The sequence below is a fragment of the Hymenobacter puniceus genome (assembly GCF_014333525.1).
In the GTDB taxonomy this organism is placed as follows: domain Bacteria; phylum Bacteroidota; class Bacteroidia; order Cytophagales; family Hymenobacteraceae; genus Hymenobacter.
Window position 1 is genome coordinate 15684 of sequence record NZ_JACSCX010000013.1, and the last position, 26987, is coordinate 42670.

At 60.1% G+C, this 26987-nt stretch carries 24 protein-coding genes; 10 read left to right on the forward strand and 14 right to left on the reverse strand.

Features of this window, described 5'->3' with window-relative positions:
- Positions 1 to 62: 62 nt before the first annotated feature.
- A complete protein-coding gene (locus H8B14_RS20375; RefSeq protein ID WP_187317522.1) occupies positions 63 to 1460 on the reverse strand; it encodes a hypothetical protein in 1398 nt (465 codons plus the stop codon).
- Between the two features lie 195 nt (positions 1461 to 1655).
- On the opposite strand from H8B14_RS20375, the gene proS reads away from it, so the two are divergent.
- Positions 1656 to 3131, forward strand: coding sequence for a proline--tRNA ligase (gene proS, locus H8B14_RS20380; protein ID WP_187317523.1), 1476 nt, complete (start codon positions 1656 to 1658; stop codon positions 3129 to 3131).
- A 104-nt stretch (positions 3132 to 3235) separates the two neighbouring features.
- Here proS and H8B14_RS20385 read toward each other — a convergent pair whose 3' ends face one another.
- Positions 3236 to 3481, reverse strand: coding sequence for a hypothetical protein (locus H8B14_RS20385; RefSeq protein WP_261990119.1), 246 nt, complete (start codon positions 3479 to 3481; stop codon positions 3236 to 3238).
- A 151-nt stretch (positions 3482 to 3632) separates the two neighbouring features.
- Between H8B14_RS20385 and H8B14_RS20390 the strand changes: the two genes are divergently transcribed.
- Both H8B14_RS20390 and floA read left to right on the forward strand, forming a co-directional pair.
- Entirely contained in the window at positions 3633 to 4100 is a 468-nt protein-coding gene (locus H8B14_RS20390) for an NfeD family protein (RefSeq protein WP_458363603.1), read from the forward strand.
- A gap of 111 nt (positions 4101 to 4211) precedes the next feature.
- A complete protein-coding gene (floA, locus tag H8B14_RS20395) occupies positions 4212 to 5216 on the forward strand; it encodes a flotillin-like protein FloA (RefSeq protein ID WP_187317525.1) in 1005 nt (334 codons plus the stop codon).
- A gap of 156 nt (positions 5217 to 5372) precedes the next feature.
- Here floA and H8B14_RS20400 read toward each other — a convergent pair whose 3' ends face one another.
- The gene (locus H8B14_RS20400; protein ID WP_187317526.1) at positions 5373 to 7415 is read right to left on the reverse strand and encodes an OmpA family protein; all 2043 of its coding nucleotides are present in this window, start codon (positions 7413 to 7415) and stop codon (positions 5373 to 5375) included.
- 242 nt (positions 7416 to 7657) lie between these two features.
- Between H8B14_RS20400 and H8B14_RS20405 the strand changes: the two genes are divergently transcribed.
- Together H8B14_RS20405 and H8B14_RS20410 are read left to right on the forward strand one after the other, a co-directional pair.
- On the forward strand, positions 7658 to 9772 hold the full coding sequence (locus H8B14_RS20405) for a hypothetical protein (protein WP_187317527.1): 2115 nt from the start codon (positions 7658 to 7660) through the stop codon (positions 9770 to 9772).
- Between the two features lie 219 nt (positions 9773 to 9991).
- Positions 9992 to 10699, forward strand: a complete 708-nt coding sequence (locus tag H8B14_RS20410; RefSeq protein WP_187317528.1) for a DUF4349 domain-containing protein — start codon at positions 9992 to 9994, stop codon at positions 10697 to 10699.
- A gap of 72 nt (positions 10700 to 10771) precedes the next feature.
- On the opposite strand, the gene H8B14_RS20415 is transcribed toward H8B14_RS20410, so the two are convergent.
- A complete protein-coding gene (locus H8B14_RS20415; protein WP_187317529.1) occupies positions 10772 to 11602 on the reverse strand; it encodes a hypothetical protein in 831 nt (276 codons plus the stop codon).
- Between the two features lie 133 nt (positions 11603 to 11735).
- Here H8B14_RS20415 and H8B14_RS20420 point away from each other — a divergent pair, with 133 nt between their 5' ends.
- Both H8B14_RS20420 and chrA read left to right on the forward strand, forming a co-directional pair.
- Positions 11736 to 12713: an isopenicillin N synthase family dioxygenase gene (locus tag H8B14_RS20420; protein WP_187317530.1), complete on the forward strand. Its 978-nt coding sequence runs from the start codon at positions 11736 to 11738 to the stop codon at positions 12711 to 12713.
- A 228-nt stretch (positions 12714 to 12941) separates the two neighbouring features.
- Entirely contained in the window at positions 12942 to 14147 is a 1206-nt protein-coding gene (gene chrA, locus H8B14_RS20425; protein ID WP_187317543.1) for a chromate efflux transporter, read from the forward strand.
- A 22-nt stretch (positions 14148 to 14169) separates the two neighbouring features.
- On the opposite strand, the gene H8B14_RS20430 is transcribed toward chrA, so the two are convergent.
- From H8B14_RS20430 to prmC, 10 genes are all read right to left on the reverse strand, one after another.
- The gene (locus H8B14_RS20430) at positions 14170 to 14925 is read right to left on the reverse strand and encodes a LytR/AlgR family response regulator transcription factor (RefSeq protein ID WP_187317531.1); all 756 of its coding nucleotides are present in this window, start codon (positions 14923 to 14925) and stop codon (positions 14170 to 14172) included.
- Positions 14900 to 15970 (reverse strand): sensor histidine kinase, encoded by a 1071-nt coding sequence (locus H8B14_RS20435; RefSeq protein ID WP_187317532.1) that lies wholly within the window; start codon positions 15968 to 15970, stop codon positions 14900 to 14902. The genes H8B14_RS20430 and H8B14_RS20435 overlap by 26 nt, the downstream gene beginning before the upstream one ends.
- A gap of 41 nt (positions 15971 to 16011) precedes the next feature.
- Positions 16012 to 16785 (reverse strand): hypothetical protein, encoded by a 774-nt coding sequence (locus H8B14_RS20440; RefSeq protein ID WP_187317533.1) that lies wholly within the window; start codon positions 16783 to 16785, stop codon positions 16012 to 16014.
- A 349-nt stretch (positions 16786 to 17134) separates the two neighbouring features.
- Positions 17135 to 18013: a glucose-1-phosphate thymidylyltransferase RfbA gene (rfbA, locus tag H8B14_RS20445; RefSeq protein ID WP_187317534.1), complete on the reverse strand. Its 879-nt coding sequence runs from the start codon at positions 18011 to 18013 to the stop codon at positions 17135 to 17137.
- A 149-nt stretch (positions 18014 to 18162) separates the two neighbouring features.
- Complete coding sequence (locus tag H8B14_RS20450; protein WP_187317535.1) at positions 18163 to 19170, reverse strand: SDR family oxidoreductase; 1008 nt, start codon at positions 19168 to 19170, stop codon at positions 18163 to 18165.
- A gap of 125 nt (positions 19171 to 19295) precedes the next feature.
- A complete protein-coding gene (gene rfbB / locus H8B14_RS20455; protein WP_187317536.1) occupies positions 19296 to 20348 on the reverse strand; it encodes a dTDP-glucose 4,6-dehydratase in 1053 nt (350 codons plus the stop codon).
- Positions 20349 to 20462: 114 nt separating this feature from the next.
- Positions 20463 to 21488, reverse strand: coding sequence for a UDP-glucose 4-epimerase GalE (gene galE / locus H8B14_RS20460; protein ID WP_187317537.1), 1026 nt, complete (start codon positions 21486 to 21488; stop codon positions 20463 to 20465).
- Positions 21489 to 21578: 90 nt separating this feature from the next.
- Positions 21579 to 22877 carry a nucleotide sugar dehydrogenase gene (locus H8B14_RS20465; protein WP_187317538.1) on the reverse strand — a complete coding sequence of 433 codons (1299 nt, stop codon included), beginning with the start codon at positions 22875 to 22877 and terminating at the stop codon, positions 21579 to 21581.
- Between the two features lie 75 nt (positions 22878 to 22952).
- Positions 22953 to 23546, reverse strand: coding sequence for an acyltransferase (locus H8B14_RS20470; protein WP_187317539.1), 594 nt, complete (start codon positions 23544 to 23546; stop codon positions 22953 to 22955).
- 164 nt (positions 23547 to 23710) lie between these two features.
- On the reverse strand, positions 23711 to 24580 hold the full coding sequence (gene prmC / locus H8B14_RS20475; protein WP_187317540.1) for a peptide chain release factor N(5)-glutamine methyltransferase: 870 nt from the start codon (positions 24578 to 24580) through the stop codon (positions 23711 to 23713).
- Positions 24581 to 24732: 152 nt separating this feature from the next.
- Here prmC and ribD point away from each other — a divergent pair, with 152 nt between their 5' ends.
- From ribD to H8B14_RS20490, 3 genes are all read left to right on the forward strand, one after another.
- Positions 24733 to 25794, forward strand: coding sequence for a bifunctional diaminohydroxyphosphoribosylaminopyrimidine deaminase/5-amino-6-(5-phosphoribosylamino)uracil reductase RibD (gene ribD, locus H8B14_RS20480; protein WP_261990121.1), 1062 nt, complete (start codon positions 24733 to 24735; stop codon positions 25792 to 25794).
- Positions 25795 to 25878: 84 nt separating this feature from the next.
- On the forward strand, positions 25879 to 26361 hold the full coding sequence (locus tag H8B14_RS20485) for a GAF domain-containing protein (RefSeq protein ID WP_187317545.1): 483 nt from the start codon (positions 25879 to 25881) through the stop codon (positions 26359 to 26361).
- Between the two features lie 12 nt (positions 26362 to 26373).
- On the forward strand, positions 26374 to 26910 hold the full coding sequence (locus H8B14_RS20490) for a dihydrofolate reductase family protein (RefSeq protein WP_187317541.1): 537 nt from the start codon (positions 26374 to 26376) through the stop codon (positions 26908 to 26910).
- Positions 26911 to 26987 lie beyond the last annotated feature (77 nt).

Consider the following 26987-nt stretch of genomic DNA (forward strand, 5'->3'; position numbering starts at 1 on the left):
GGAAAGGAAGGTGGCCGCTGTGCGGCCCGTCACAGATTCAGTTGCAGAAGGCTGCAGGCTTTTTAGTTTACACGGCCCCGGCCACCACCACCGCCACTGTTGCCGCCACCATTACCACCGCCACCTGATGGCGGCGAGTAGCTGCGGGAAGGCTCCGACGAACGGCTGGGGGCTTCGTAGCTGCGCTGAGGAGCTTCATAAGTGCGCTGGGCGCTACGTTGGGGCGCTTCGTAGGTGCGCTGCGGAGAAGCCCGGCGGACCGGCTGCTCGGCGGCTTGCCCGTTGCTACCCTGCGGCTGGCTTTGGTTGAAAATGCTGCGGTTGCTGCGGCGCGGCTGCGAGTAGTCGGTGGATGGCTGTGGTTGGGCTGTATTGCCAGTGCCATCCTGCGCCACACGCCAGCGGCGGCCTTCGTAGCTGCGCGTGGGCTGCTCGGTGGCCGCATCCTGCATAGCAGGACTGCGCGTAATGGCCGAGTTGCGGTCAGGGGCAGTCTGGCCAGCGGCGCCATCGGTACCGAGGTCGGAAATGCGGGTATTGCGTACACCCGGCGTATTGTTGGTACTGCCGTTGGTAGCGGCATCCGTGAGGCGCACGTTGCGGCGGCCGGGCACAGAGGCCGGGCTGCTGCCCACCATATTGCCCGATGTGTTACCGCCCGGCGCGACCAAGCCACCTTCTGCAACGCGGCCACGGCCGCTACCAGTGCTCGTGCCACCGCCATTAACGGTGCCACTGCCTGTGCGGCCCGAGGTTACGGCTTCGGCGCTGCGGCTACTGCGTGGGCCATAGCGCTGGTTGGTTACGCGGCCGCCAGTGCCACCATAGTAACCGTTGTTGCCACCGTAGTAGCCCCCACCGTATCCGCCGTAATAACCACCGTAGCCACCACCATACAGGCCGCTATAGAAACCGTCATAATAACCGCGGCCGTAGCCGCCCCAACGGTTCCAGCCCCAGGGCCGGCCCCAGCCCCACGGGCTGCCAAACCCAATATTGATGTTTACGAAGCTACCATAGCCATACCCGTAGCCGCCACCCCAGAACGGGTCATAGCCACCGAAACCGTAGCCAGGGCCCCAGGCCGAGTAGTAAGCCGGGCCACCGTACCAGAATGGGTCAGCGTAGATGAAGTCGTTGTAGCCGTAGCCGAAGCTGCGGTAGTAAGGCTGATGGAAACGCCGAATACGTGACGAATACGCATAGTCATCGTCATAATATTCAGCATTTTCGCTGGCGCTACCCGCCGAACTGCCTTGGTTGGTATAATCAGGGTTAGTTAGCTCGTCGCGAGTGGCGGGTGTGGCCGCCGCTACCGCCTGCACGCTTTGCGTCGTGCGGTCAGAAGAAGAATAATAGACACCGTCGCTTTCCGTAGTGGAAAGCCCGGTGGTGCTCGCGCAGCCTCCCAGCGTGAGCAGGGAGAAGGCAGGCAACAGGGTAGAAAGGATTTTTTTCATGACAGCTAACGCAAAAGGGAGGCGGGCGAAAGGAAGGAGCTACTCAAACACCGAAGGCTTGCTGCACTAGCTGCAGACTGTGGCGACAGGCTCCGGTTTAATAACGTAATTTGGCACCGAAACGGTGCCGAAATACCTAACACAAATCTTGGGCCAAACCGGGAACTTTTTCGACTTACCAAAGATACTTGAAACATGAGCAAAAGTTTGCCCAAGCGGAGCGAGGATTATTCGTTGTGGTACAATGAGTTGGTGAAGCGGGCCGGCCTGGCCGAGAATTCCGCTGTACGGGGTTGCATGGTCATTAAGCCATACGGCTACGCCATCTGGGAGAAGATGCAGCGCACCCTGGACGACATGTTCAAGCGCACGGGCCACCAGAACGCCTATTTCCCGCTGTTCGTCCCGAAAAGTTTATTTGAAGCCGAAGAAAAAAACGCTGAAGGCTTCGCCAAAGAGTGCGCCGTAGTCACGCACTACCGCCTCCAGACCGACCCCGATAACCCCGGCAAGCTGCGCGTCGACCCCAACGCCAAGCTGGAAGAAGAGCTGGTGGTGCGCCCAACCTCAGAGGCCATCATCTGGAGCACCTACAAAGGCTGGATTCAGAGCTACCGCGACTTGCCGCTGCTCATCAACCAGTGGGCCAACGTGGTACGCTGGGAAATGCGTACCCGCCTGTTTCTGCGCACCGCCGAGTTTTTGTGGCAGGAAGGCCACACCGCCCACGCCACTGCCGAAGAAGCTGTAGCCGAAACCCGCCAAATGCTGGAGGTGTACGCCCAGTTTGCCGAGGAATGGATGGCGCTGCCCGTGGTGAAAGGCGTGAAAACCGAAAACGAGCGGTTTGCCGGCGCCGAGGACACGTATTGCATCGAAGGACTGATGCAGGACGGCAAGGCGCTGCAGGCCGGCACCTCGCACTTCCTGGGCCAGAATTTCGCCAAGGCATTTGATGTGCAGTTCCAAACCAAAGAAGGCGGCCTGGAGTATGTGTGGGGCACCAGCTGGGGCGTGAGCACGCGCCTGATGGGCGCCCTCGTAATGGCCCACTCCGACGACGAAGGCTTGGTGCTGCCGCCCAAGCTGGCCCCCATTCAGGTGGTCATCGTGCCCATTTACAAGTCCGGCCAGCTCGACGAGCTGCTGGAGCGCATCCGCCCGATGCAGATGGGGCTGATTGAGCGCGGCATTTCGGTGAAATTAGACGACCGCGACACCGAGCGCCCCGGCTACAAGTTTGCCGAGTGGGAGCTGAAGGGCGTGCCCGTACGTCTGGCCGTGGGCATGCGCGACCTGGACGCCGGCACCGTAGAAGTAGCCCGCCGCGACACCAAGGAAAAGATGAACCTGCCCCTGGCCGATATCGTGAACAGCGTGGCCGCGCTGCTCGACGACATCCAGACCAACATCTACAACCGCGCGCACAAGTTCCGCGAAACACACACGCACCGTGTAGACACCTACGAGCAGTTCAAGCAGGCGCTGGAAGGCGAAGGCGGCTTCGTGGTGGCCCACTGGGACGGCACCTCCGAAACCGAGGAGCGCATCAAAGACGAAACCAAAGCCACCATCCGATGCATGGCCCTCGCGGAGCCCGACGAGGACGGCACCTGCATCCTGACCGGCAAACCCAGCAAGCGCCGCGTGTATTTCGCCCGGGCCTACTAGGCAAGTCAGCAATGTGTTTTCTGCTTTGCAGAAAGACCTAGCGTAAAACAGCAAACCCGTTCTGCTCACTTGGCAGAACGGGTTTGCTGTTTTACGGCCGACAATTATTGCGCTGCTGAAATGGCGGTAGTCAGCTCCGCATTGGAAAGATTATCGAGCCAATCCTTTTCCAGTTCCAGCCGCACAGTTTGGGCGCCGCCGCTGGGCGTACATACTACCGGCACAGCTCCGGAGTCAGTTTCGCTTAGCTCCATGGCTTTTTCTGCAGCGGCGCTATCCGTGGCGGCATATGCCTGCACGCAGGTCCAGGTGGTGTTGTGCTGGTCGGTTACTTCGCGTTGTTTCATCATGCCCCTCAGATACGTGGCTGTCCGGTTTGGGATATGCTGGTTTCCAACAGCCGATAGCCCGCCACGCGAGGCCCGGGAAACATCTATCAGGCCCTACTCATTTCCCGTGGGGTTTCTGCGTATCTTTTCCTAACCAAACTACTCCCCCACTATGGACTGGCTTACCGTTGCCATGCTTCTGCTCTTCGGCCTGCTGTTTCTGGCCGCCGAAGTCGTCTTCATTCCCGGCACCACCATTGTGGGCCTGATTGGCTTTGCGCTGCTGGCTGCCGGCGTCTGGTTTGCCTACCGCGACTTTGGTTCCTCCACTGGCCACATCTTGCTGGTTTCGTCGCTGGTGGTTACGGGGGTGCTGGTCTACATTGGACTGAAGCCCAAGAACATGGCCCGCGTGGCCCTCACTGATGTCAACAATTCGCACGTGCGCGACGCCCGCCTGCCCGACGTGCAGCCGGGTGCCATTGGCCGCACACTCTCGGCGCTCCGGCCGGCCGGCACCGTGCTGTTCGAGGAAAACCGCCGCGAAGTAACCACCCGTGGCGAGTTTGTGCCGGCCGGGGCTGAGGTGCGCGTGTTGCGCATCGAGCAAAATCGGATTGTCGTGGAAAGTGTCGTGTAAAGGGGTAGCTTGGCAGGCAGTTGCATTACTTAGCCGTGTAGTATTGCCGGCTGTAGTCGGAATTTTCACTCTCATCAGCACCCGTCTGTTGCGCGTGCTACATTGCGCCCTATGAACTCTTTCCCAGTATTTCCGCTGATTGTCGGGGCCATCGTCCTGCTGGTCTTTCTCTACTTCTTTCCCATCAGCCTCTGGATTACGGCGCTGTTTTCGGGGGTGAAGGTGAGCTTGTTCCAGCTGGCGTTTATGCGGGTGCGCAAGGTGCCGCCGTCCCTCATCGTCAACTCCATGATTACGAGCACCAAGGCCGGCCTGGAGCTGACCGCCAACGACCTGGAAACGCACTACCTGGCCGGCGGTAACATTCCCAGCGTCATCAAGGCCCTTATTTCCGCCGACAAAGCCAATATTCCGCTCACCTTCAAGCAAGCCACCGCCATTGACCTAGCCGGCCGCGACGTGTTTGAGGCCGTAACCACCAGCGTAAACCCCAAGGTGATTAACACGCCCAACGTGGCGGCCGTAGCGCAGGACGGTATTCAGTTGATTGCCAAGGCCCGGATTACGGTGCGCGCTAACATCACGCAGCTGGTAGGTGGCGCCGGCGAGGAAACCATTCTGGCCCGTGTGGGCGAAGGCATCGTAACCAGCATCGGCTCCTCGAAGTCGCATAAGGAAGTGCTGGAAAACCCCGACAAGATTTCCAAGCTCGTGCTCAGCAAGGGCCTCGATGCCGGCACGGCATTCGAAATCCTGAGCATCGATATTGCTGATATCGACATCGGAGAGAACATCGGTGCCAAACTCCAGATCGACCAGGCCACTGCCGACCTCAAAGTGGCCGAAGCTAAGGCCGAGGAACGCCGGGCTATGGCCGTAGCCGTAGAGCAGGAGAACCGTGCCAAAACTCAGGAAGCCAAAGCCTTGGTGGTGCAGGCTGAAGCCGAGATTCCGAAAGCAATTGCCGATGCTTTCCGCTCCGGTAATCTGGGCGTCATGGACTACTACAAGATGCGCAACGTGCAGGCCGACACCGACATGCGCGACTCCATAGCTAACCCCGGTGGCCAGAGCAGCAGCAGCAAGCCCGGCCGCGACGAAGGGCGTCTTTCTTGATGCGCTGATTACTAATGAGTTGATGTACTGAGCAGCAAAAAAGAATCCCGGTTCTATTCGAACCGGGATTCTTTTTTGCTGCAACCATGCCTTAGACTTGAGTTACAGAGTATACTGTTTAGCACATCAACTCATCCGTAATCAGCACATCAAACTTTACTTCTTGGTAATCCGGAACTCCACGCGGCGATTGAGTTTGCGGGTTTCCTCTTGGTCATTGCTGGCCACGGGCTTGGTGTCGCCGTAACCTTCGGTGGCAATGCGGGTGCTCTTGATGCCTTTCTGTACCAGAAACTTCTTCACTTCATTCACACGGTCCTGGCTGAGCTTCAGGTTCAGGGCCGGGTCGCCTTGGTTGTCGGTGTGGCCTTCCAGCTTAATTTCTACGTTCGGGTACTCCTTGAGCGTGCGCACCAGACGCAGCAGCTCGGGATAGGAGTTTTCGCGCAGGTAGTACTTGCTCTGAGCAAAGAAGATATTGTTCAGCTTAATCGTTTGGCCCACGGCGAAGGGCACCAGGTACAGATCCTGCGTGACTTCCGAGTATTTCTGGCGGTCCGTCACGTCGAGGTTGTCGGCTTCAGCTAGGTAGTTTGGCGCCTCGGCGCGGTAGCCATACTGAATACCCGAAGGCAGCACGATGGTGTAGGAGCCATCCACCGGATTAGTGTCGGCCACCCCAATTTCCTCGCCAGTAAGCAGATTCTCGTACTTAATAACAGCCTGTATCGGTTTTTTAGTGGCAGCATCCAGCACCCGGCCGCGCACCAGCGTTACCACCTCAGGCTTGAACTGGGGTGTGAGGCCAATGCGGAAGATGTCCTTGGAATTGCCGGTGCCGTTGCGCGTCGAAACCAGGTAGGCATCTTCGCCGGCGGCCGACACCACGTAGTAGGCGTCGAAATCGGGGGAATTGACGTTGGGGCCCAGGTTGCGCGGCTTGGTCCAGTTGGTCCAGCTGTCGTCGAGGCGCTTGCTGTAGAAGACGTCGCTCTTGCCGTAGCCGCCGTGGCCTTCCGAAGCGAAGTACAACGTGCGGCCATCTGAGGCCAGGAAAGGCGCAAACTCCGGCTTTTTGGTGTTGATGCTGGGCCCGAGGTTGCGCGGCTTGCTCCACGATTTGCCGTCGGCGTTGCGGAAGCTGACGAAGATGTCCTGCTCGCCCTGCCCGTCTTTGCGCTGCACTGCCATCAGCAGCACCTTGCCCGAAGTGCCCAGGAAGTAATCGACGTTTTCCTCGTCGTCGTTATAAAAGTCCTCGATATTGATTTTCTCGGGGCGGCTCCAGCCGGTTTTGGTGCGCTTGCTCATGCTCACGCCCTTGGGGTCGAGTGAGCCATCTTCATTATACACGTTGATGAGCACCGCCGTATTGCCATCCGACGACACCGAGGCCAAGCCGTTGGGGCCGGGTGTATTGATAGGTCCGCCGATGTTCTTGGCCGGGTTCCAGGCTTTATTTTTAGCGTTGCCGAGGGTGCTGTACCACACGTCCTGCACATCGTTGGCTCCACCTGCATTCTGTGGGCTTTCCTGACGTGCAAAAAACAGCGTGCGGCCATCCGGCGAAATAACCGGGTGCGTATCCACATACTTGGAGTTGACGTTGGGGCCCAGGTTCACCATGGCTGAGTCCACTCGTACACCTTCCGATTCGCCCTTGAACTCCTTTTTCACCATCGTCTCGGCCACGTCGGCAATGCCAATAGCGTCGATCTGGTTGACGCCGTTCACGGCCTTGGTGTTCATGGTCACGAGCACACCAATAGTGCGGTAGGTACCTGGCGAAAACGTGACCTGCAACGAACGAAACTGCTCGGGAATGGGCCCGGGGCTGTCGTTGGCGTACACCTGGTGCTTGCCGCCACGCGTGTCAATCAGCTCGATTTTGATAACGGAGCCAGGATTGAAGTTCTCTACTACCGTTACTTGTTTGGCAATCAATGACTTGCCGAAACGCACCTCGATAAACTCACTGTTGCTTTCCTTGCGCGGAATCCAGGCCTCATTGCTGACTTGGCCCAGCGGCTGAGCGTTGGGCTCCCCCAGCACCTTTTCCGGCGAAAAGGCCTCTTTGCCTTCCGCTTTCTGCGACGACACCACCGCGACCTTCGCCGCCCACACGGCGTGCTGCGCCTGTGCGCTCACAAAGCCTCCCACTACCAACCCTACCGACAGTAGAAATTTCTGAACACTCATAAGCTTATTGGCGAAACTAGAGCTTGGGCTCCTGCGCAAGCTGGAAGCATTACCTTCCTGCAATTGGAGACGTGAGGATGGGGTTCGAAGTTGCGGCAATCCAACACCCCGAACCTCAAAGGTACGCACACAGGTTGCCTGGGGGTGTTAAATTTTAATGAAAGTGCAAAAATCACCGACGTTTGCGGCACGCCACCTGATGAAGTAACTTGCTTATCGTCTGGCGCTGCGCTGCTTTTCCCATGGAGTTTCTCTGTTCCGTTGCAAATGCCAGAAGCGCCGGAGAAGGGCCGGCACCAGCCTACAAAAGGGCTAAAACGAAGCAGAAGTTCCTCAAACGAATACAGCTGGTTTGCTGGCTGATTTTTGCCCCCGCCATCGGCATAGCACAGTCGCTGGTAGATGCCGGAACGCTGCCGCTGCTGGCCCGCACCGCTGCTCCCACTCCCGATTCGCTGCTGCTCCTAACCGCCCAGGCCCGGCGCGTGGGCGTGAGCACCTACGCCCAGCGCACGGCCGTGCTGGGCACGCTGCACCTGAGTGCCCGCCAGCAGCTGCGCTACCGCCTCCTAAGCGAGTGGATCTACGACTCGCGCGGCCAGCCGCCGTTCGTGCGCGAAGACTATGCCGCCGATGCCCTGCACACCGTAGACCTGGGCCGGGGCTGGCGCACCGGTCAGTTTGTGCGCTACGAGCAAAGCCGCGCCAATGCCACCCGCACGGGCCTTTGGCTGGCCCGCCTCGGCTACGAGCAGGCCCTGCCCCATCTGCTGCCTGCGCAAGCTACCGACTCGTTGTCGGTGCTGCGGCTGATCGGGTTTGGCGGGGTGGTGCAGGATGTGCGCAACGGCCGCCAGGATGCTGGCCCGGCCTACGGCTTCGACTTCTCGACGCTGGCTTTTCTGCGGGGCGCCGCCGCGCCGCCGCTGGCCCTGCGCGTGCTGGGCACCCGCGCCCAGCTGGGGCCGCGCGTGTGGCAGCGGCTGCTGGCCGAAGGCTACTACGAGCACACCTTCGACCAGTATTCCAGTGGCACGCTGCGCGGCACCTACCGCGCCCACCGCGCCGAAGACTACGTGCCCGGCAACGTGCAGCGCATCCAGAGCGACACGCTGGCCGGTGAGCTGACTTGGGCTTACCGCCTCTCCGATAAGGTGTCGTTCCGGTCGGTGAATGCCGTGGCGCTGCCCAGCCGGGTTTTTGCCTACCGCCGCCTGGGCCCTGAGGCCGACACGCTGCAGAACCTGGGCTACCGCCAGCAGGAGCTGGATACGCGCCAGGAGCTGCGCCTGGGCTCGCGCAAGCTGCAGGCCGTGCTGAACTTCAACTACCGACAGCGCAACCGCGCCTACAACCTCAGCAACACCCGCAACCTCACGCCGGCCAAGTACGATCTGGCCCTGGCCCGGGAGCGAATAAAGGACATCACCGAGCAAACCACGCAGTGGCAGGGTGAGCTGACCTGGCTGCCACGGCCGCGCCACGCTCTTTCCCTGACCGGCGCGGCCCAGCTGCTGCGCGTGGCCGCACCCAGCAAAGACAACCAGCAGGACCGCGACGAAGCCCAGCACCAGCTGCGCCTCACCTGGACCGGGCGCTGGCGCGGCAACTTCCGCACCAGCCTGGCCGTGGCGGGCGAGTACCGACAGTTTGTATTCATCCGGGCGGCCCTCAGCGCCGAAAACTACACCGACCGGCTGCTGCACTGGGAGCCGGGCTTCACGTGGGCGCCGGGGCGCTTCAGTATCCGCAGCACCTACCATTTGTGGGTGAGCTACCAGGTGCGCGACCGGGCCAGTGAACAGCTGCGCAACCGCGCCAGCCGGGTCTTGGAGCAGCAGCAGAACCTTACGTACCAGCTCACACCCCGCCTGCTCACGGTGCTCGACTACGCCCGCCGCGAAAACCGGGTGGGGCTGCTGCGCTGGCCAGCTTTCCGGGAAAGCCCCCTCGATACCACCATCACCCACGATTTGCGCGGCGGCCTGCGCTACGGCTGGGTTGGCCGCCGCCGGCCTGTGGCCAGCTCCAGCAGCCTGCGCCTCGGCTACCGCTTCCTGGAGCAGCGCACCCACGCCCGCGCCGCGCTGGTGCAGAACGCAGGCGGCTCCTCGCTCATCTACCTGCGTGCCCTCACCCGCCAGCAAGGCCCCGATGTGGCCTACGAGCGGCGGGCCGGGGCGCTGGCTTTTTCAGCCGGCCTGTGGCTGCAGGAGCTGCGCACCCTATACCGCTACCGCCCCGGCACCGGCCCGTTTGTGGGCCCCAGCTACACCCCCGAGGACCTGGACCGCACCACCCGCAACCTATACCCCTATTTTGAGATGGCACTGGCTTGGCGCGTGCGGCAGTGGTAGGGCTTAGAGCGCAGGCGTTATTAAAATTCGTTGACGATAGGAGAAGATAATCGCCGCCGGTAGGCCGCATGAGTGCCATCCACAAGAGCAGAAGCGGCTCTTCCACCTTATCTGACGTCCACCCATCGGCTTGGCGCTGGGTTACGTTTCACCACCTGCTGTATGAACCTGCAGAAGCTGCGCAGCTTTTTTCATCTCATCCCAATTCCCTTTCCTCCGATGAAAAAGTTATGGCAACTGCTCCCGCTGCTGGGGCTGCTGCTGGGCGGGTGTGCTCAACAGCAGGAAGCTGATACAACTGCTGCGGCCGAAGCGCCGGAAATAGTGGTGCCGCCACCAGCATCTATGCCAGCTGGGCCACTAGCCAGCCTTTGGCAAACCAACCGCCCCGTTATTTACCAAGGCACCATGAACCTGCTGGTGTCCGACTTTGCGACCACCACCCACCAACTGGACACGCTGCTGCACCGGTATGGAGCGTATCTGGCGCAGGCTCACGAAGATGCTGAAGACGGCCGCCATACGCAGCAGCTCACCATCCGCGTGCCCTCAGCGCGGTTTATGCCACTTACGTTTGCGCTAGGAGAGCTGGGCTACGTGGAGAATAAGGACATCAGTTCCCGCGACCTGACCAGCGCCCAACTGCGCGTGCGTGTACAGGACACAGCGGCTAGTGTCTTGTCGGCCCATGATAAGCTGCTGGCCGATGAGGCTACGATGGGGACGCTTACGTTGCAGTATTATCAGTTGATTCCGGCTGCTATGGCCCCGCAGCCGCCCCTAGCGCCGCGCCTCACGGCCGGCCTCCGCTTCGGCTGGCATCTGCTGGGAGAAATTCTGGTGGCCTGCACCTATTTCTGGCCCCTCTCCCTGCTGCTCATTGGCTGGCTCGTGCACCGCTACTCTCGCCGCCCGACCACCCACTAACTACAGCGCTTGCTAACGCAAAAGGCCCGGCAAATCGAATAGATAAGCCGGGCCTTTTGCGTTAGCGCGCAACTACGGCTGGATTTCGAACGTGCGGGTGACGGAGTTATAAGGGCCGGGAATGAGGTTGCCGCTGGCATCTACCAGCTCCAGCTTCACCGTGTTTTCGCCCACCGGCAAGCCTTCCATCATGTAGGGCGCCCACTGATCCAGCATGAACTCGGCGCCGTTGATAGTGGCGCGCACCTGTGTGCCGCCGGGCTCCAGCGTGGTATTCACGAGGTAGAAGTCCAGCATCACCTTCTCCTTGTCGGCGCCGGTGTACACGTCTTTGGGGCGGCTGTAGAACAGGTGCGGCGCTTTCAGATCGAAGGTGGGCGTGCCGGCAGCAGCCTTGCCGACGGTGATAACGCGCAGGTCGTAGGCGCTACGGTGCTTGAGGCTTTCGTGGTAGGAGCGCGACAAAAACGACAGCACCACGTGCTGGCCATCGGCCACGGGCTTGCTGAATTCGGTTTCGTAGTGGGCCGTGTAGGGCTGGTTGTCCACAATGTTGTGGATGTGCTGGCCTTTCTGCGAGTTGGCCAGGTGCCCGGCGTGCATACCGCCGGTCATTTTAGTGAGCTGAAAATTGCTCAGGTCGTAGTCGAAAGCAACAGCGCCGCTGGGTACCGAAGAGCCGGCGGGCGGCGACTTGAGGGCCAGCTGTGCCTCCGGAAACTTAGGTGAGTTGGTGAAAGGCGTCAGGCGGATGCCGTTTTTTTCCAGCGTAGCGGCCGTGGTGGTGGTCAGCGTAGTGGTATCGGTAGCCGAGGCCGTGGATTCGGTGGCCTGCTTGGCTGTGTCGCAGGCGGCCAGGCCTAATAGCACAACAGCACCAAACAACAAAGGAGAGAGGTTCATAGGGACGCAGGAAACAGGTGTGAAGTACGGAAGGGCAGTGCTTGAGGAAACATCCAGCGCCGGTAAAACGTTGGTTTTTTAAGTACCTTGCGCGGTACCAATTCTTTGTCCAAAAGTATAGTGATTTTCTAAGATGGAAGAAAAACTGCTGGAAGAAATTCCCTCCCTCGACCTGGCCGACTTCCGTTCCGGTGACCCGGAGCGCAAAGCCCGCTTCGTACAGCAGCTCGGTGAAGCCTACCAAAGCATCGGCTTTGTGGCTCTCAAAAACCACGGCCTCTCCGACGAGCAAACCACTGCGCTGTACGCCGACGTTAAAAGCTTCTTTTCGCTGCCCGACGAAACCAAGCAGCGCTACGAAAACCCCGAACTGGCGGGCCAGCGTGGCTACATCAGCAAAGGCAAGGAGCACGCCAAAGGCCGCAACACCGGCGACCTGAAAGAGTTCTACCACGTAGGCCAGGAGGTGGAAGACGACACCGACCCCATCGGCAAAGAATACCCGGCCAACATCTGGCCGTCGGAAGTACCGAGCTTCCAGAAGAGCACCTTCACCACGTACCGCACCCTGGAGGCCGCCGGCAAAGACGTGCTGCGCGCCATTGCACTGTATCTGGAGCTGCCCGAAAACTACTTCGACGATAAAGTACGCAACGGCAACAGCATCCTGCGGCCCATCCACTACTTCCCCATCGAAGACCCAGACGCCGTACCAGCCGACGCCGTTCGGGCTGCCGAGCACGGCGACATCAACCTGATTACGCTGCTCATGGGCGCCTCGGCCGATGGCTTGCAGGTGAAGCGCCGCGACGGCAAGTGGATTCCAATCACGGCCCTACCCGACCAGATTGTGGTGAATGTGGGCGACATGCTGCAGCGCCTGACTAACGGCGTACTGAAGAGCACCATTCACCGCGTGGTGAACCCGGCCCGCGAGAAAATGAACTCTTCGCGCTTCTCGGTGCCGTTTTTCATGCACCCCCGTTCCGAAATGAGCCTGGCCGCGCTGGAAAGCTGTGTAACCGCCGAAAACCCCAAGAAGGAAGCCGACATCACGGCCGGCGAATTCCTGAATGAGCGGTTGATTGAGCTGGGTCTGAAAAAGAAGTAAGCCCGGTTAGCATTTATTTAGACCGTCATGCAGAGGCGGAGCTGAAGCATCTCGCCAGTGTCGTAACCATACCTCACTGGCAAGCTGCTTCGCTCTGTTCTGCATGACGTTCTTTTTTTCCGTATCAGCCGCACATTTTCGCTGCCCTCTGCCAGCACAAACTAAAGCTTCTGCTACCTTAGGTCTGTGCTTTCCACTCCGCCACTTCCGCCCCCTTCCGACGTGCAGCTGGCGCCCCCACCGCGGCGCAGTGGTGCCCGGACGCGGCGGGTACGAGGCATTATTTTTCTGAAAGACGTGGCTGCACTGGCCATCACGGCCTTTGGCGGCCCGCAGGCCCACACCGCCATGATGCTGCGCCTGCTCGTGGACAAGCGGCGCTACCTCACTTCGGCCGAGCTGCTGGAAATCATGGCCCTGTGCCAGCTACTGCCCGGCCCTACGTCCACGCAGACCATCACGGCCATTGGTTTTCGGCTGGGCGGGCCCAACCTGGCCTACCTCACGCTGCTAGTCTGGATGCTGCCCGCCGTGAGCATCATGACGGCCGCTGGCATAGCCATGAGCTACCTCGACAAAGACCAGGTAACGCAGCTGGTGCGCTTTGTGCAGCCCATTGCGGTAGGCTTCGTGGCGTATTCAGCCTATAAGATTTCCGAGAAAGTCATCCACACCAAGACGTCGGTGGCCCTAATGGTGGGGTCCGCTATGCTGGCCTACCGCTTCCAACTGCCACAGGTGTTGCCGCTGCTGCTGCTGGGTGGCGGCCTGGTTACCACGTTTCGCTACCGCAAGCACGCCCCTATTCTGGATAAGCAGCCGCTCCGCATCGAGTGGGCCAATTTCATTCTGTGGGGTGGGGTATTCATTGGGGCAGCCGTGCTGGGCCATTACACCCGCGAGCTGCCGGTGCTGCTATTCGAGAACTTCTACCGCAACGGCAGTTTGGTGTTCGGGGGTGGGCAGGTGCTGGCGCCGCTGCTGTTTGCCGAGTTTGTGGAGTTCAAAGAATATCTGTCGGCCCCGGAGTTTTTGTCGGGCTACGGGCTCACGCAAGCACTGCCTGGTCCTAACTTCGCCTTTGCCTCATATGTGGGGGCACTGGCCATGCGCGACTATGGTGTTGGTGGGCAAGTAGTAGGGGCGCTGGTGGCGGCCGCCGGCATCTTTATGCCTGGCACGCTGCTCATCTTTTTCCTGATCCGGTTCTGGGACCAACTCAAGCAGTATCGCGTCGTGAAGGCGTCGCTGGAGGGTGTGAATGCCGTTTCGGCCGGCCTAGTGTGCGCGGCCGTGTTTCTGCTCTACCATCCCCTGCCCGACACCCCCATCAACCTCACGCTGATTGGCATAACGTTTCTGGTGCTGCTGTGGGAGAGAATTCCCTCCTACGTTATCGTGCTGGCTGGTCTGCTGGCCGGAGCGGTTTTTTAAACTTCTTTGCTGTTTCCGGCTATCATTGGCTGCCAAGAAGCCAACGGCGCAACTCCGGGGTGCGGTGGGTGCTGCTGGTAAGGGTAGTGGCCTGGCCTTTCAGATATACGACCAACGTATCGTTGAAATAGGACTCCAGGCGCTCCACGGCCCGCAGATGCACCATTTCACTACGGTTGAGGCGGAAAAACGCGGCCGGATCGAGCACGGTCTCCAACTGGCTCAGTGTTTCGCTGAGCACAAAGCTGCGCCCTTGGTTGTCTACGGCATGCGTAACACCGTGGCGCAGCTGGAAGTACGCCAGGTCGGCCACCTCGAGCAGGTAGAGACCCGTGCGGGCTTTGCTCACGAGCCGCTCCTTATAGCGTGGGGTGGGCGCTACCAGCGCAGCCAGGTGGCGCATGGCATCGGCTTGGAAGGCGTGGCGCAGGCGTTCAAACTTTTGCAGCGCCGCCGCCAAGGCGTCATAGCGCAGAGGCTTGAGCACGTAGCCGATACCGTTTTGCTCGAAGGCCTGGGTCAGGAACGTGTCGTAGGCCGTCACAAATACCACGGGGCTACTCACCGTCACCAGACTGAACAGCTGAAACACGTTGCCGTCAAGCAGTTCAATATCGGACAGGATGAGGTCAGGGGCCGGGTGCGTGCGCAGAAACGCGGCGGCTTCGCTCACCTGCTGACACTCAGCCACCACCGTGGCGGCGGGGTAGAACTGCAGCACCATCCGGCGCAACTGGTCCAGCGCCGGTTCTTCATCTTCCAGCAGCAGCAGGCGCATGGGCAACAGATAGGGTAGGTAAGGCCGCCAGCAGCGGCACGGTAACAGCAAACGTTTCGGGCGTTTCTTCGACCACCAAGGGCAAGTCAGTGAGCAGGGACAGGCGGGCGCGCAGGCCCGGCAGGCCGCTGCCGGTGCCCGCCGCCGGCACCGGGCGCAAACGGCGGGAATGCTCCAGGCGCAGGGCTTCGGGCGTGAGCGTGAGGCGAATAAGCAGGGGCAGCTGCCGGGTGGCCATGTTGTGCTTTACGGCGTTTGTAAGCAGCTCCTGCAGCACGCCCGGCGGCAGGAGCCGCTCAGTCTGGCTGGCAGGGGGCAGCTGCACGTCCTCGGCAAACTGGTAGGCCGCCCCGAAGCGCCGCTGCAGTAGGAACTGGTAGTCGCGGGCAAAAGCCAGCTCCTCGGCCACCGGTACCACGTCGCGCTGCCCGGCACGCACCAAATATCGGTACAGATTGGCCAGATGGCTCACGTAGTCGAGCGCGGCACCATTATCGGGCTCGATGAGTGAAGCAAGAATGTTGAGGTTATTAAACAGAAAGTGCGGATCCACGTGCTGCTGCAGGGCCCGGAGCCGAGCCTGGGTGGCGGCTTTTTCGGCCTGCTCAAGAGCCAGCCGTACTAGGCCGGCGTGCTGCTGATAGAGAAACGGCAAGTACACGCTGCCTACCAGCAAGTACAAAAACAGCGTGGATGCAAGCCAGCGCACCACCTCGTACCAGCTGCCGTAGTCGCCCTGGCCGGCGTGGGCCAGCACCAGCGCCCCTTGCAGCAGCTGCAACAATCCTACAAAAGGCAGTGCCCCCCGCCACAGCAGCCCAAAGTAGTAGCCCGCCCGCCCGCTGACCTGGCCCCGCCGGGTAGCCCGCAGGTGCAGCTGGTCGAGCAGGAATACCACCAGCAAAGCTTCCAGAAACAGCCAGAACGGCGCGTCAGGAAACAGGTAGAAGTCCTCCCACCGCACGGCCATCGTCAGGCGGGTATAGACGGCCAGCAGCACGGCCAGGCCGAAGACGAACAGATAAAACCAGGGCGGTTTGCGCATTGTGGGCCGCAAGATAGAAGATGTCGTACAAGCGAACCAGCCTACTTGGCAGCCGGCTTGCTGGGCTGCCCGTTTTCGTCCAGGAAGAGCAATACCGGCTGGTTGTTCTTGTCCACGCCGATGGTCAGGCGGGTGCGGCCCTGGCTGTCCTTGAAGTCCAGCGTCGACTGTTCGGTATTGGCCACCAGCATCACCCGGGTTTCGCCACGCTGGTCGGCCATGACCATGGCTGAAGAGCGGCCGGCAGTAGTGCCCACGAACAAGCGGGTCTGCAGGCCCAGCTTGCCGTCTTTCTGTGCCTGTTGCTTTTGCTCGGGCGTGGCGGCTTTGTATTTCTCCTCCAGGGCCGTTATGGACTCGTCGGGCGCGTCATTGAACGTGAGACCTGCCTTGTAGAAGCCGCCTTGCTCCTGGTAGTTGAGGGCAATTACCTGGTCCTGCCCAAACCGGTCGAGCGAGAAGTGGCCGCCAGCCGCTACTTTGCCATCCGGACCCTTCTGCCCGCCGAAAATCAGGCCACCGCATTCCTCGCCCTTGGCATTGTAGAACAGCATGCCGGGATGGGGCCGCTTGTAGTCGAGGTGCTTGCCATCGATGGTGACGCCCTGCGGAAACCGTTCCTGGTTGCTCATAATCATCTTCACGGTGCCGTCGCGCTCCACCAGGTTCAGGCGCTCCACCGTTATTTCGCCGAAGCGTACCGGCTTATCGGGCTTATTGAAAGCGAAGAGCAACCCCACTACTGGGATGAGCGTGGCAGTCAGGGCATAGGCTTTCAGGAATTTTACGTCGCGGGCAAGTTGCTGGGTGGTCATGGTCGGAAATCGTTTTGAGGTGATTGACAGCCCAAAACTGCATCGCAGTGGCCGCGCCTACCTGCCTTTTCGCGTCAGTGCCGGAAAAATCGGGCGAATGCCGGAAATCAGCCCGCCACTGTCGCCTCATGCCCGTCTAGTATATTAAAGGAGCACGTTTCATCCGGGAATCAGCCCTTTTGCTTAGTCGGAATTTAGCTTGTTGTTTATACACTGTCCTATATAGCAGGACAGCATAAAAAACGTCATTCCGGGCAGAGCGAGGTGTCTCGCCGGAGTAGTAGATAATTTCACTACCCCGGCGAGACACTTCGCTCTGCCCGGAATGACGTTTCTTGGATTATGTCTTCTAGCTTTTCAGCATCAACTGCTCAGGCAAACGCATGAGGTAGTCGCCGTAGCCACTTTTGCGCAGAGGCTCCGCGATTTTGCGCAGCTGCTCGGCATCGATAAAGCCCTGGCGGTAGGCCACTTCCTCAATCGAACCCACTTTCAGGCCCTGGCGCTGCTCCAGCACGCGCACAAACTCACCAGCCTGCATCAGGCTTTCGAAGGTGCCCGTATCGAGCCAGGCGGTGCCGCGGCCTAGGATGCCCACTTTCAGCTTGCCGCGGCGCAGGTACTCCTGGTTCACGTCCGTGATTTCATACTCGCCGCGGGGGCTGGGCTTCAGGTCCCGGGCAATCTGCACCACGTCGTTGTCGTAAAAGTACAGACCGGGTACGGCGTAGTTGCTCTTGGGCTTGGCGGGCTTCTCCTCAATGCTGAGGGCCTTGTTGTTGGCATCGAACTCCACCACACCGTAGCGCTCCGGGTCGTGCACGTGGTAGGCGTACACCACACCGCCGTCGGGGTTGCTGTTGCTCTTGAGCAGTTCTTCCATGCCTTCGCCGTGGAAGATGTTGTCGCCGAGCACCAGGGCCACCTTGTCGTCGCCGATGAAGTCAGCACCCAGCACGAAGGCCTGGGCCAGCCCGTTGGGCACTTCCTGCACCACATACTCGAAGCGGCAGCCCAGGTTGGCGCCGTCGCCGAGCAGCTTCTTGAACTGGGCCTGGTCGTGGGGCGTAGTGATGATGAGGATTTCCCGGATGCCGGCCATCATCAGGATGGACAGCGGGTAGTACACCATCGGCTTGTCGTACACCGGCATCATCTGCTTGGATACGGCCAGGGTAAGGGGGTGCAACCGGGTGCCGGAGCCGCCGGCGAGGATGATGCCTTTCATATGCAGGGTCTTAGGAACTTAGGAACTTGGATAAAAGAACGTCATGCTTGATCTAGCGTCCGCTTGCCGAATCATTTCTACCGCTTCGTTGAGTTACTACCGCAACGCAGCGGTAGAGATGCTTCGGCAAGCTCAGCATGACATACGGATTAATTCCGCTCGGCAATAAACTCTTGGTTGGTCTTGAACCACTCCAGCGTTTTTTGCAGGCCTTCCTGGATGCGGATTTGGGGCTGGTAGCCGAGCAGGTTGTTGGCCTTGCTGATGTCGGCCAGGGAGTCGCGGATGTCACCGGCACGGTCGGGGCCGTACTCGGGCGTGATGTCGGAGCCGGCTTCTTCCTTCAGGATGTTGAACAGGTCGTTGAGGGAGGTGCGGTCGGCCACGGCCACGTTGTACACCTGGTTCACGGCCTCGGGGTTCTGCACCAGCGCCGCCTTGATATTGGCCTGCACGCAGTTTTCCACAAAGGTGAAGTCGCGCGTCTGACCTCCGTCGCCGTTCATGCGGGGCGGGCGGCCTTCCAGCACGGCGTCAATGAACAGCGGAATCACGGCCGCGTAGGCCCCGTTGGGGTCCTGACGCGGGCCGAAGATGTTGAAGTACCGCAGCCCGATGATTTCCATGCCGTAGGTCTTGCCGAACACGTCAGCGTACAGTTCGTTCGCGTACTTGGTCACGGCGTAGGGCGAGAGGGGTTTGCCGATACGGTCCTCCACCTTGGGCAGGGCTTTATGGTCGCCGTAAGTGGAGCTAGAGGCTGCGTACACGAAGCGCTTCACGCCCGCTTCCTTGGCTCCCACCAGCATGTTCACGAAGCCGCCCACGTTCACGTCGTTGCTCGTGATGGGGTCGTTGATGGAGCGCGGCACGGAGCCCAGCGCCGCCTGGTGCAGCACCACGTCAATGCCCTGGCAGGCATCGATGCAGGTTTGCCGGTCGCGGATGTCGCCTTCGATGACGCGCAAAGCCGGATTGCCTTCAAACAGCGCCACGTTCTTGCGGAAGCCGTTGGAGAAGTTGTCCAGCACGCGCACCTCTTTGGCGCCGTACTTGAGCAGATATTCCACCAGGTTCGAGCCAATGAAGCCGGCCCCGCCGGTAACGAGGAAGCTCAGGTTATCGAGCGGCTGGTCGTGGAAAGGGGTGTTATACATTTCTTGGGGATAATCAGCACGTCCTGCTGAGCTTGTCGAAGCATCTCTACCGCTTCGATTGAATACTACTCAAACGTCAGCAGTAGAGATGCTTCGGCCAGCTCAGCATGACTGTCTTTCTGGGCCTAGCGGTTGTACTGCTTCTGATAGTAATCCTGGTAAGCGCCGCTGGTGACGTTGTTGAGCCACTCCTCGTTTTCCAAATACCAATCCACGGTCTGGCTTAGGCCTTGCTCGAAGGTCACGGATGGTTTCCAGCCCAGCTCGTTCATGATTTTTGAGCTGTCGATGGCGTAGCGCAGGTCGTGGCCGGCGCGGTCCGTCACAAACTTGATGAGCTTACGCGAGGTGCCCTTCTCTTTGCCGGTTTTCTCATCCAGCGTGTCGCAGAGCAAGTGAATCAACTCCAGGTTAGCCCACTCGTTCACGCCGCCGATGTTGTAGGTTTCGCCCACTTTGCCCTTGTGGAATACGGCATCAATGGCGGTGGCATGGTCTTTCACGAACAGCCAGTCGCGCACGTTTTCACCTTTGCCGTACACCGGAATGGCCTCGCCGTGCTGAATGCGGTGGATGGCCAGCGGAATCAGCTTCTCGGGGAAGTGGTTGGGACCGTAGTTGTTAGAGCAATTGCTCAGCTTTACCGGCATGTGGTAGGTGTGGTGCCAGGCCCGCACAAAATGGTCCGACGACGCCTTACTGGCCGAGTACGGCGAGCGGGGGTCGTAGCTGGTTTCCTCGGTGAACATGTCGGGCCCGAAATCCAGGGAGCCGTACACCTCATCGGTGCTCACGTGGTAGAATACCTTGCCCTCATAGTTGAGCGGCTTCCACAGGTTCTTGGCGGCGTTCAGCAGGTGCACCGTACCCAGCACGTTGGTTTTCACAAAAGCCAGCGGGTCGGTGATACTGCGGTCCACGTGGCTTTCGGCGGCCAGGTGAATCACGGCGTCGGGCTCCTCGGTGGCAAACAGGTTGTCCACGAAGGCCTGGTCGGTGATGTCGCCCTTCACCAGACGGTAGTTGGGCGCGTTTTCAATGTCGCGCAGGTTTTCGAGGTTGCCGGCGTAGGTCAGCGCATCCAGGTTCAGAATCTGATACTCCGGATACTTGGTTACGAACAGGCGCACCACGTGCGACCCAATGAAGCCGGCCCCGCCGGTGATGATGATTTTCATGGCTTGAATTGTTTATTACCCGTCATGCTGAGCGAAGGCGCAGCCGGAGCCGAAGCATCTCTACCGCTGCGCTCCGCTTCGTTCAGCATGACGTCCTTTTTTTCTCGTTTATGTCTACTTACCCAATGCCTGCTGCCACTTCCAGGAGCTGGCCAAAGCTTCCTCCAACGTAGCTGACGTCTGGAAGCCCAGGATTTCCACCGATTTGGTGACGTCGGCGTAGATGGCGGGCACGTCGCCGGGGCGGGCCGGACCAATTTTGTAGTTCAGCTTCTGGCCGGTGGCGCGCTCGAAAGCGTGCACCACTTCCAGCACCGAGTTGCCGCGGCCAGTGCCGACGTTGAAGGTTTCCACCGTCTCGCCTTTCTGGTCCAGTAGGCGCTGCACCGCCACCACGTGGGCCTTGGCCAAATCCACCACGTGCACGTAGTCACGGATGTTGGTGCCGTCGGGCGTGTCGTAGGTGTCGCCGTTCACCGTCAGCTGCTCGCGGATGCCGGCGGCCGTCTGGGTCACGTATGGAATCAGGTTCTGCGGAACACCCAGCGGCAGCTCCCCGATCTTGGCCGAATCGTGGGCCCCGATTGGGTTGAAGTAGCGCAGCAGAATGGTGCGCAGCGTGTTACCGGGCGCAGCCGCCACGTCGCGCAGAATATCTTCGCACATCTGCTTGGTGGCGCCGTAGGGCGAGTTGGCCTTTTTGGTGGGCGTCTGCTCGGTCACGGGCAGCGTGTCGGGCACGCCGTACACGGTGCACGAAGACGAAAACACCAGGGCCTCTACGCCAAACTCGCGCATCACCTGCAGCAGCGTCAGCAACGAGCCCACGTTGTTTTGGTAGTATTCCAGCGGCTTGGCTATCGACTCACCCACGGCCTTATAAGCCGCGAAATGAATGACGCCGCGCAGGCTACCTTCCTCGGCAAACACGGCCCGCAAAGCCTCAGCGTCGTTGCAGTCGATGCGGTGCAACGGTACTTTCACACCCAGAATTTCTTCTACGCCCGCCAGCGCCGACTCCCGCGAGTTGCTGAAATTATCGATAATGACTGGCTGGAAACCAGCTTCATACAATTCCACTACTGCATGCGAGCCAATGTAGCCCGCACCTCCCGTAACCAGTATTTTCGTTCTAGACATTCGGTTATCAGTTGCCAGTTGTCAGTTGTCAGACACCGGTTGGTTTCAGAACGAAACAGACAACTGGCAACTGATAACTGACAACTGATTTTAGAGGCTCCAGTACTGCATGTCCTGCACCTTGCCGCGGAATAGGCCTTTCAAATCCACCAGCACGGCGTTGTCGCTGGTGATGGACTGAAAGTAGGCTTCGTTGTGCTGGGTGTAGGGCTGGTGGCTAACGGCCACAATAACGGCGTCGTAATCGGTGCGCACCTCGGTGGCGGGCGTCAGGCGGAAGCCGTACTCGTGGTGCAGCTCGTCGCTGTCGGCGTGCGGGTCCACGATGTCCACGTTTACCGAGAAGTTTTTCAGCTCCTGAATCACGTCGGCCACCTTGGAGTTGCGGATGTCCTCCACATTTTCCTTGAAGGTCGCGCCCATCACCAGCACGCGGCTCTTGGCCACGTCCTTGCCTTTCTTGATCATCATCTGCACGGTTTTCCGTGCGATGTAGGCACCCATGTTGTCGTTGGTGGTGCGGCCACTCAGAATCACCTTGGCGTCGTAGCCCAGCTCTTTGGCCTTGTAGGTGAGGTAATAGGGGTCGACGCCGATGCAGTGGCCGCCTACTAGGCCGGGTGAGAACTTCAGAAAGTTCCACTTGGTGCCGGCCGCTTCCAGTACCTCGTAGGTGTTGATATTCATGCGGTCGAAAATCATCGACAGCTCGTTCATCAGCGCAATGTTCACGTCGCGCTGGGTGTTTTCGATGATCTTGGCAGCCTCGGCTACTTTGATGCTGCTGGCGCGGTGCACGCCGGCTTTCACCACCAGCTCGTAGGTCTTGGCAATAACGTCCAGCGACTCCGCATCGCAGCCAGCTACCACCTTGATGATGCTGCTGAGCGTGTGCTCCTTGTCGCCGGGATTGATGCGCTCGGGCGAGTAGCCCACTTTGAAGTCGCCATTGGCGAAGCTCAGCCCGGAGTGCTTTTCCATCACCGGAATGCAGTCGTCCTCGGTGCAGCCAGGATATACGGTGCTCTCGAACACCACGTAGTCGCCTTTCTTCAGCACCTTGCCCACCGACGAGGAGGCGCCGATTAGCGGCTTCAGATCGGGCTGGGCGTGCTCATCAATGGGTGTAGGCACAGCCACGATGTAGAATGTGGCTTCGCGCAGCACGTCCAGCGAATCGGTGAACGTAATGTCGCAGCCCTCGAAGTCCTTGGCTTCCAGTTCGCCGCTGGGGTCGATATTGTTACGCATCATATCCACGCGCTTGGCGTTGATATCGAAGCCGATAACCTGGATTTTGCGGGCAAACTCGAGGGCGATGGGCAGGCCAACGTAGCCGAGGCCGATAACGGCCAGCTTGGCCTCTTTGCGAAGTAGTTGCTCGTACACGATTGGAATCTTAGGGACGTAAAGTCTTGAATTTCGGAGGTTTGAAAGCGGATAGCCGGAGAGCATCAGGCCTGGTCAGGAATCGGGGCTAATACGAGAAACCTGATTTTCGGTTAGAACATACTGTTCGCCGCTGCCGGGGCATGAAGATTGGCCGGCAGCATTGAATACCAATGCATGCCCCTGCTCACTCATCCAGCCATACTGGCGAGCTGGGTTGCCGTAGGCCAGCGCGTAAGCGGGCAGGCTATGCGTCACTACAGAGCCAGCGCCTACGAAAGCGTACTTGCCTAACCGCACGCCGCAAACAATAGTGGCATTAGCGCCAATACTAACCCCCTGCTCCAGTATGGTAGGTTGATATTCGTGGCGGCGCACTACGGCTGCCCGCGGATTGAGCACATTAGTAAATACGGCCGACGGGCCGATAAATACATCGTCGTGGCACTCAACGCCGGTATAAAGGCTTACATTGTTCTGCACTTTCACGTTGCAGCCCAACGTCACGCCGTCGGCCACAAACACGTTCTGGCCCAGGCTGCAGTTTTCGCCCAGCACGGCGCCGGCACTTATGTGGCAGAAATGCCAGATCCGGCTGCCGGCCCCGATACGGCTGCCCTCGTCGAGGACGGCAGTAGGGTGGGCGAAGTAGGCGGGGGCATTAGTCATAGAAGGTGTACGGTTCGGGGGGCAAAGGTAAGGCTTTTGCCGTTGTAGTGCAGGCCCACATTTGGGCCGGGCCGGAAACGGCAGGTGGTAAGCCTCAGGCTACTAGCAAAAACGACCAGCCAAGTCAGCAGCCAACTTGCCTATAGAACAACACAAGGTGCAGCCTACGTGGCGCTTTCCCAACTGGCCCGCACCAGCCGCTGCTTACCAAATATATCCGGGCGGGCAGCCACTTCTGTGTAGCCAAGGCCGGTAAGCAACGCCAGCGTAGGGCCGGCATACTGCTCGTTGATTTCAAAATAGAGCGCCCCGCCCGGCCGTAGCAGCGTGGTACCCAATTCGGCAATGCGGCGGTAGAACAGCAGCGGGTCGTGGTTGGGCACAAACAGCGCGGTGGCCGGCTCGTAGTTGAGGACGTTGGGACGCATCAGGGGCCGCTCGTTTTCCAGCACGTAAGGCGGGTTGCTAACCAGAATATCCAAGCTTTGAGGCTCCAAAGCGGCGGGAGTTTGCGTTAGAATGTCCAGCTGCTGAAAATCTATTTCGCAGCCGTAGCGGCTGGCGTTGCGGCGCGCTACGGTCAGGGCCTCGCCGGAAATATCTACGGCCACGGTGCGGGTGGGCTCCAGCGCTTGGCACAGCGCCAGCGGAATACAGCCGCTGCCCGTGCCCACATCCAGCACCGACAGCGCCGGACGGTGGCGTTGCTCTTCAATGATAAGCTGCACCAGTTCCTCAGTTTCGGGGCGCGGAATGAGGGTGGCGGGCGTTACTTCCAGCTCCAGCCCGGCAAAATGCGCCACGCCCAGCACGTACTGCATTGGCTCGTGGTGGAGCAGCCGTGCCTGCAGAGCCGGGAGTTGCGCCGCCACTTCCGTTGGCACGGGCGCATCGGCCTGCATGCGGCGCTGCAGCGGCGTAAGCTGCAGCAGATGCTCCAGTACCAGCCCTGCAATGCTGCCGGCTTCCGATGTTGGATAGATGGTTTCCAGAGCAGAAGTAAAGGAAGTGGTGAGCTGGCGGAGCGTGGGCATGGTGCAAAAGTAGCGCCTCAGGCGCGAAGCGTCGGGCCGGCTCCTGTTCTTGCCGCTACAGTTGTTGCATCCGGCGGGCGTAAGGCAGAAGATTCGCGCTACAGTTGGCGCCGTGTTACTTTCGCTTTTCTGCACCTCCACCCTCCCACCCCATGCCTTCTTCTCTCGACTTCGACCTGCTGATGATGCGCCGCGCTCTGGACCTGGCCCGCCTTGGCACCGGCTACGTCCGCCCTAATCCTTTGGTGGGCTGCGTTATAACCCACCAAGGACGCATCATTGGAGAAGGCTGGCACCGGCAATACGGCGGGCCGCACGCCGAGGTAAATGCTGTGGCAGCCGTGTCGGACCCGCTGCTGCTGCGCCACAGCCGCGCCTACGTAACGCTGGAGCCCTGCGCCCACCACGGCAAAACCCCACCCTGCGCCGACCTGCTGATTGCCAAAGGCATTCCGGAAGTGGTAATCTGCAACCTCGACCCTAACCCGCTGGTAGCCGGACGCGGCCTGGAAAAACTGCGGGCCGCCGGCATTCAGGTGGAAACCGGGGTGCTGGAGGCCGAAGGCCGATGGCTGAACCGGCGCTTTTTCACGTTTCAGGAGAAAAACCGGCCCTACGTGGTGCTGAAATGGGCCGAAACCGCCGATGGCTATCTGGCGGGGCCCTACTTTCAGCCGGTGGCCATCAGCGGCGAGCTGGCCCGGGTGGCGGTGCACCGCTGGCGCAGCGAGGAGCACGCCATTCTGGTTGGGACGCGCACGGCCCTGCACGACAACCCACACCTGAACGTGCGCGAGTGGCCCGGCCCCGCCCCCATCCGGCTGGTCATCGATAAAAACCTGAGCTTGCCGCCCACACATCATCTGTTTGATGGACGCCAGCCCACGGTGGTGTACACTTACCGCGAGCGGGCTACCACCGATAAGCTGGGTTTTGTGCGGCTGTCGGAGGCCGAAGACCTGTTTCCGCAGATTTTCAGCAACCTGCACCAGCGCAACGTGCAGTCGGTGCTGGTGGAAGGCGGGCCGACGGTGCTCAACTCGCTGTTGAAAGACGGCCTCTGGGATGAAATCCGGATTTTGCGCAGCTCCCGGCAGCTGGGTGGCGGTGTAGCAGCCCCCAGCCCCGGCCTGCGCAGTCTGCGCCAGCATACCCGCCTCGGCAACGATGAGCTGTTTGTGTATGTGAATGAGCGGGAGCAACCGAACGGATAGCCCACGAAGTTGGTTTTGCCCCAACTTATTTCTTGTTTGCCTCGTCTGCTGTTTACCTTACTGCTCCCCATCCAACTCACCCAAATGGCCGAAGAACTCACCCTCGACACCACACTCACCAAAGCGGCGCAATACCGCCAGCTTTTACCCCAGATTGAGGCATTAACCACTGGCGAGCCCGACCTTACCGCCAACCTTGCCAACACGGCCGCCGCTCTGCGCCAGGCGTTTGGTTTTTTCTGGGTAGGCTTCTACCTCGTGAAGGGCAATGAACTGGTACTTGGGCCATTCCAGGGCCCCATTGCCTGCACCCGCATCCGGCACGGCAAAGGCGTATGCGGCGCCAGCTGGGCCCAGGCCGCTACACTATTAGTGCCTGATGTAGAGCAGTTTCCCGGCCACATTGCCTGCAGCTCGGAGTCGAAATCCGAGATTGTGGTACCCGTGCTGAAAGACGGGCAAGTAGTGGCGGTGTTGGATGTCGACAGTGACCAGCTTAACGATTTCGACCACGACGACCAGCAGGCCCTGGAACAGCTGATGCAGGTAGCCGCCACTTGGTTTTAGGCTCCGACGGTTATGCGCAAAGTCGTTCTATATATTGCTACCAGCCTCGACGGCTACATTGCGTCGCCGGATGGCTCGGTGGAGTGGCTGCCCACGCCCCCACCCGGCGAGGACTATGGCTATGCCGATTTTCTGGCCACCGCCGACGCGACGCTGCTGGGCCGCGCCACCTACGAGCAGGTGCTCATGTTCGGGGAGTGGCCCTACCCCACGCTCACCAACTACGTGTTCAGCCGCAAGCCACCCACCGAGTCGCCCGAGCCGTCGGTGCAGTTTGTCAGTACCGATCCGGTGGAATTTGTGACGCAGCTGCGCCAGCAGCCCGGCGGCACCATCTGGCTGATTGGCGGCAGCACGCTGGCCAGCCCACTGCTGGCCGCCGGTTTGGTTGATGAGCTGATGCTCTTCGTGGTACCACGGCTGCTGGGAGCGGGCATTCCGCTCTGGCGCCTGCAGGATCATCCGCAGCCGCTACAGCTGCTGCACACCCAAACCTGGCCCGACGGCATGGTATTGCTGCATTACCGTTTAGCTGAGCTGGAATCTTAGCCAGCTATTTAAAAGCCCACAAGAAAGCCCGGCCGTTAGCTAACGGCCGGGCTTTCTTGTGGGCTTTTAAATAGCTG

Coding starts and splice junctions, on each gene's coding strand:
- H8B14_RS20375 (WP_187317522.1), bottom strand. CDS start 1,460: ATGAAAAAAATCCTTTCTACCCTGTTGCCTGCCTTCTCCCTGCTCACG.
- proS (WP_187317523.1), top strand. CDS start 1,656: ATGAGCAAAAGTTTGCCCAAGCGGAGCGAGGATTATTCGTTGTGGTAC.
- H8B14_RS20385 (WP_261990119.1), bottom strand. CDS start 3,481: ATGATGAAACAACGCGAAGTAACCGACCAGCACAACACCACCTGGACC.
- H8B14_RS20390 (WP_458363603.1), top strand. CDS start 3,633: ATGGACTGGCTTACCGTTGCCATGCTTCTGCTCTTCGGCCTGCTGTTT.
- floA (WP_187317525.1), top strand. CDS start 4,212: ATGAACTCTTTCCCAGTATTTCCGCTGATTGTCGGGGCCATCGTCCTG.
- H8B14_RS20400 (WP_187317526.1), bottom strand. CDS start 7,415: ATGAGTGTTCAGAAATTTCTACTGTCGGTAGGGTTGGTAGTGGGAGGC.
- H8B14_RS20405 (WP_187317527.1), top strand. CDS start 7,658: ATGGAGTTTCTCTGTTCCGTTGCAAATGCCAGAAGCGCCGGAGAAGGG.
- H8B14_RS20410 (WP_187317528.1), top strand. CDS start 9,992: ATGAAAAAGTTATGGCAACTGCTCCCGCTGCTGGGGCTGCTGCTGGGC.
- H8B14_RS20415 (WP_187317529.1), bottom strand. CDS start 11,602: ATGAACCTCTCTCCTTTGTTGTTTGGTGCTGTTGTGCTATTAGGCCTG.
- H8B14_RS20420 (WP_187317530.1), top strand. CDS start 11,736: ATGGAAGAAAAACTGCTGGAAGAAATTCCCTCCCTCGACCTGGCCGAC.
- H8B14_RS20430 (WP_187317531.1), bottom strand. CDS start 14,925: ATGCGCCTGCTGCTGCTGGAAGATGAAGAACCGGCGCTGGACCAGTTG.
- H8B14_RS20435 (WP_187317532.1), bottom strand. CDS start 15,970: ATGCGCAAACCGCCCTGGTTTTATCTGTTCGTCTTCGGCCTGGCCGTG.
- H8B14_RS20440 (WP_187317533.1), bottom strand. CDS start 16,785: ATGACCACCCAGCAACTTGCCCGCGACGTAAAATTCCTGAAAGCCTAT.
- rfbA (WP_187317534.1), bottom strand. CDS start 18,013: ATGAAAGGCATCATCCTCGCCGGCGGCTCCGGCACCCGGTTGCACCCC.
- H8B14_RS20450 (WP_187317535.1), bottom strand. CDS start 19,170: ATGTATAACACCCCTTTCCACGACCAGCCGCTCGATAACCTGAGCTTC.
- rfbB (WP_187317536.1), bottom strand. CDS start 20,348: ATGAAAATCATCATCACCGGCGGGGCCGGCTTCATTGGGTCGCACGTG.
- galE (WP_187317537.1), bottom strand. CDS start 21,488: ATGTCTAGAACGAAAATACTGGTTACGGGAGGTGCGGGCTACATTGGC.
- H8B14_RS20470 (WP_187317539.1), bottom strand. CDS start 23,546: ATGACTAATGCCCCCGCCTACTTCGCCCACCCTACTGCCGTCCTCGAC.
- prmC (WP_187317540.1), bottom strand. CDS start 24,580: ATGCCCACGCTCCGCCAGCTCACCACTTCCTTTACTTCTGCTCTGGAA.
- ribD (WP_261990121.1), top strand. CDS start 24,733: ATGCCTTCTTCTCTCGACTTCGACCTGCTGATGATGCGCCGCGCTCTG.
- H8B14_RS20485 (WP_187317545.1), top strand. CDS start 25,879: ATGGCCGAAGAACTCACCCTCGACACCACACTCACCAAAGCGGCGCAA.
- H8B14_RS20490 (WP_187317541.1), top strand. CDS start 26,374: ATGCGCAAAGTCGTTCTATATATTGCTACCAGCCTCGACGGCTACATT.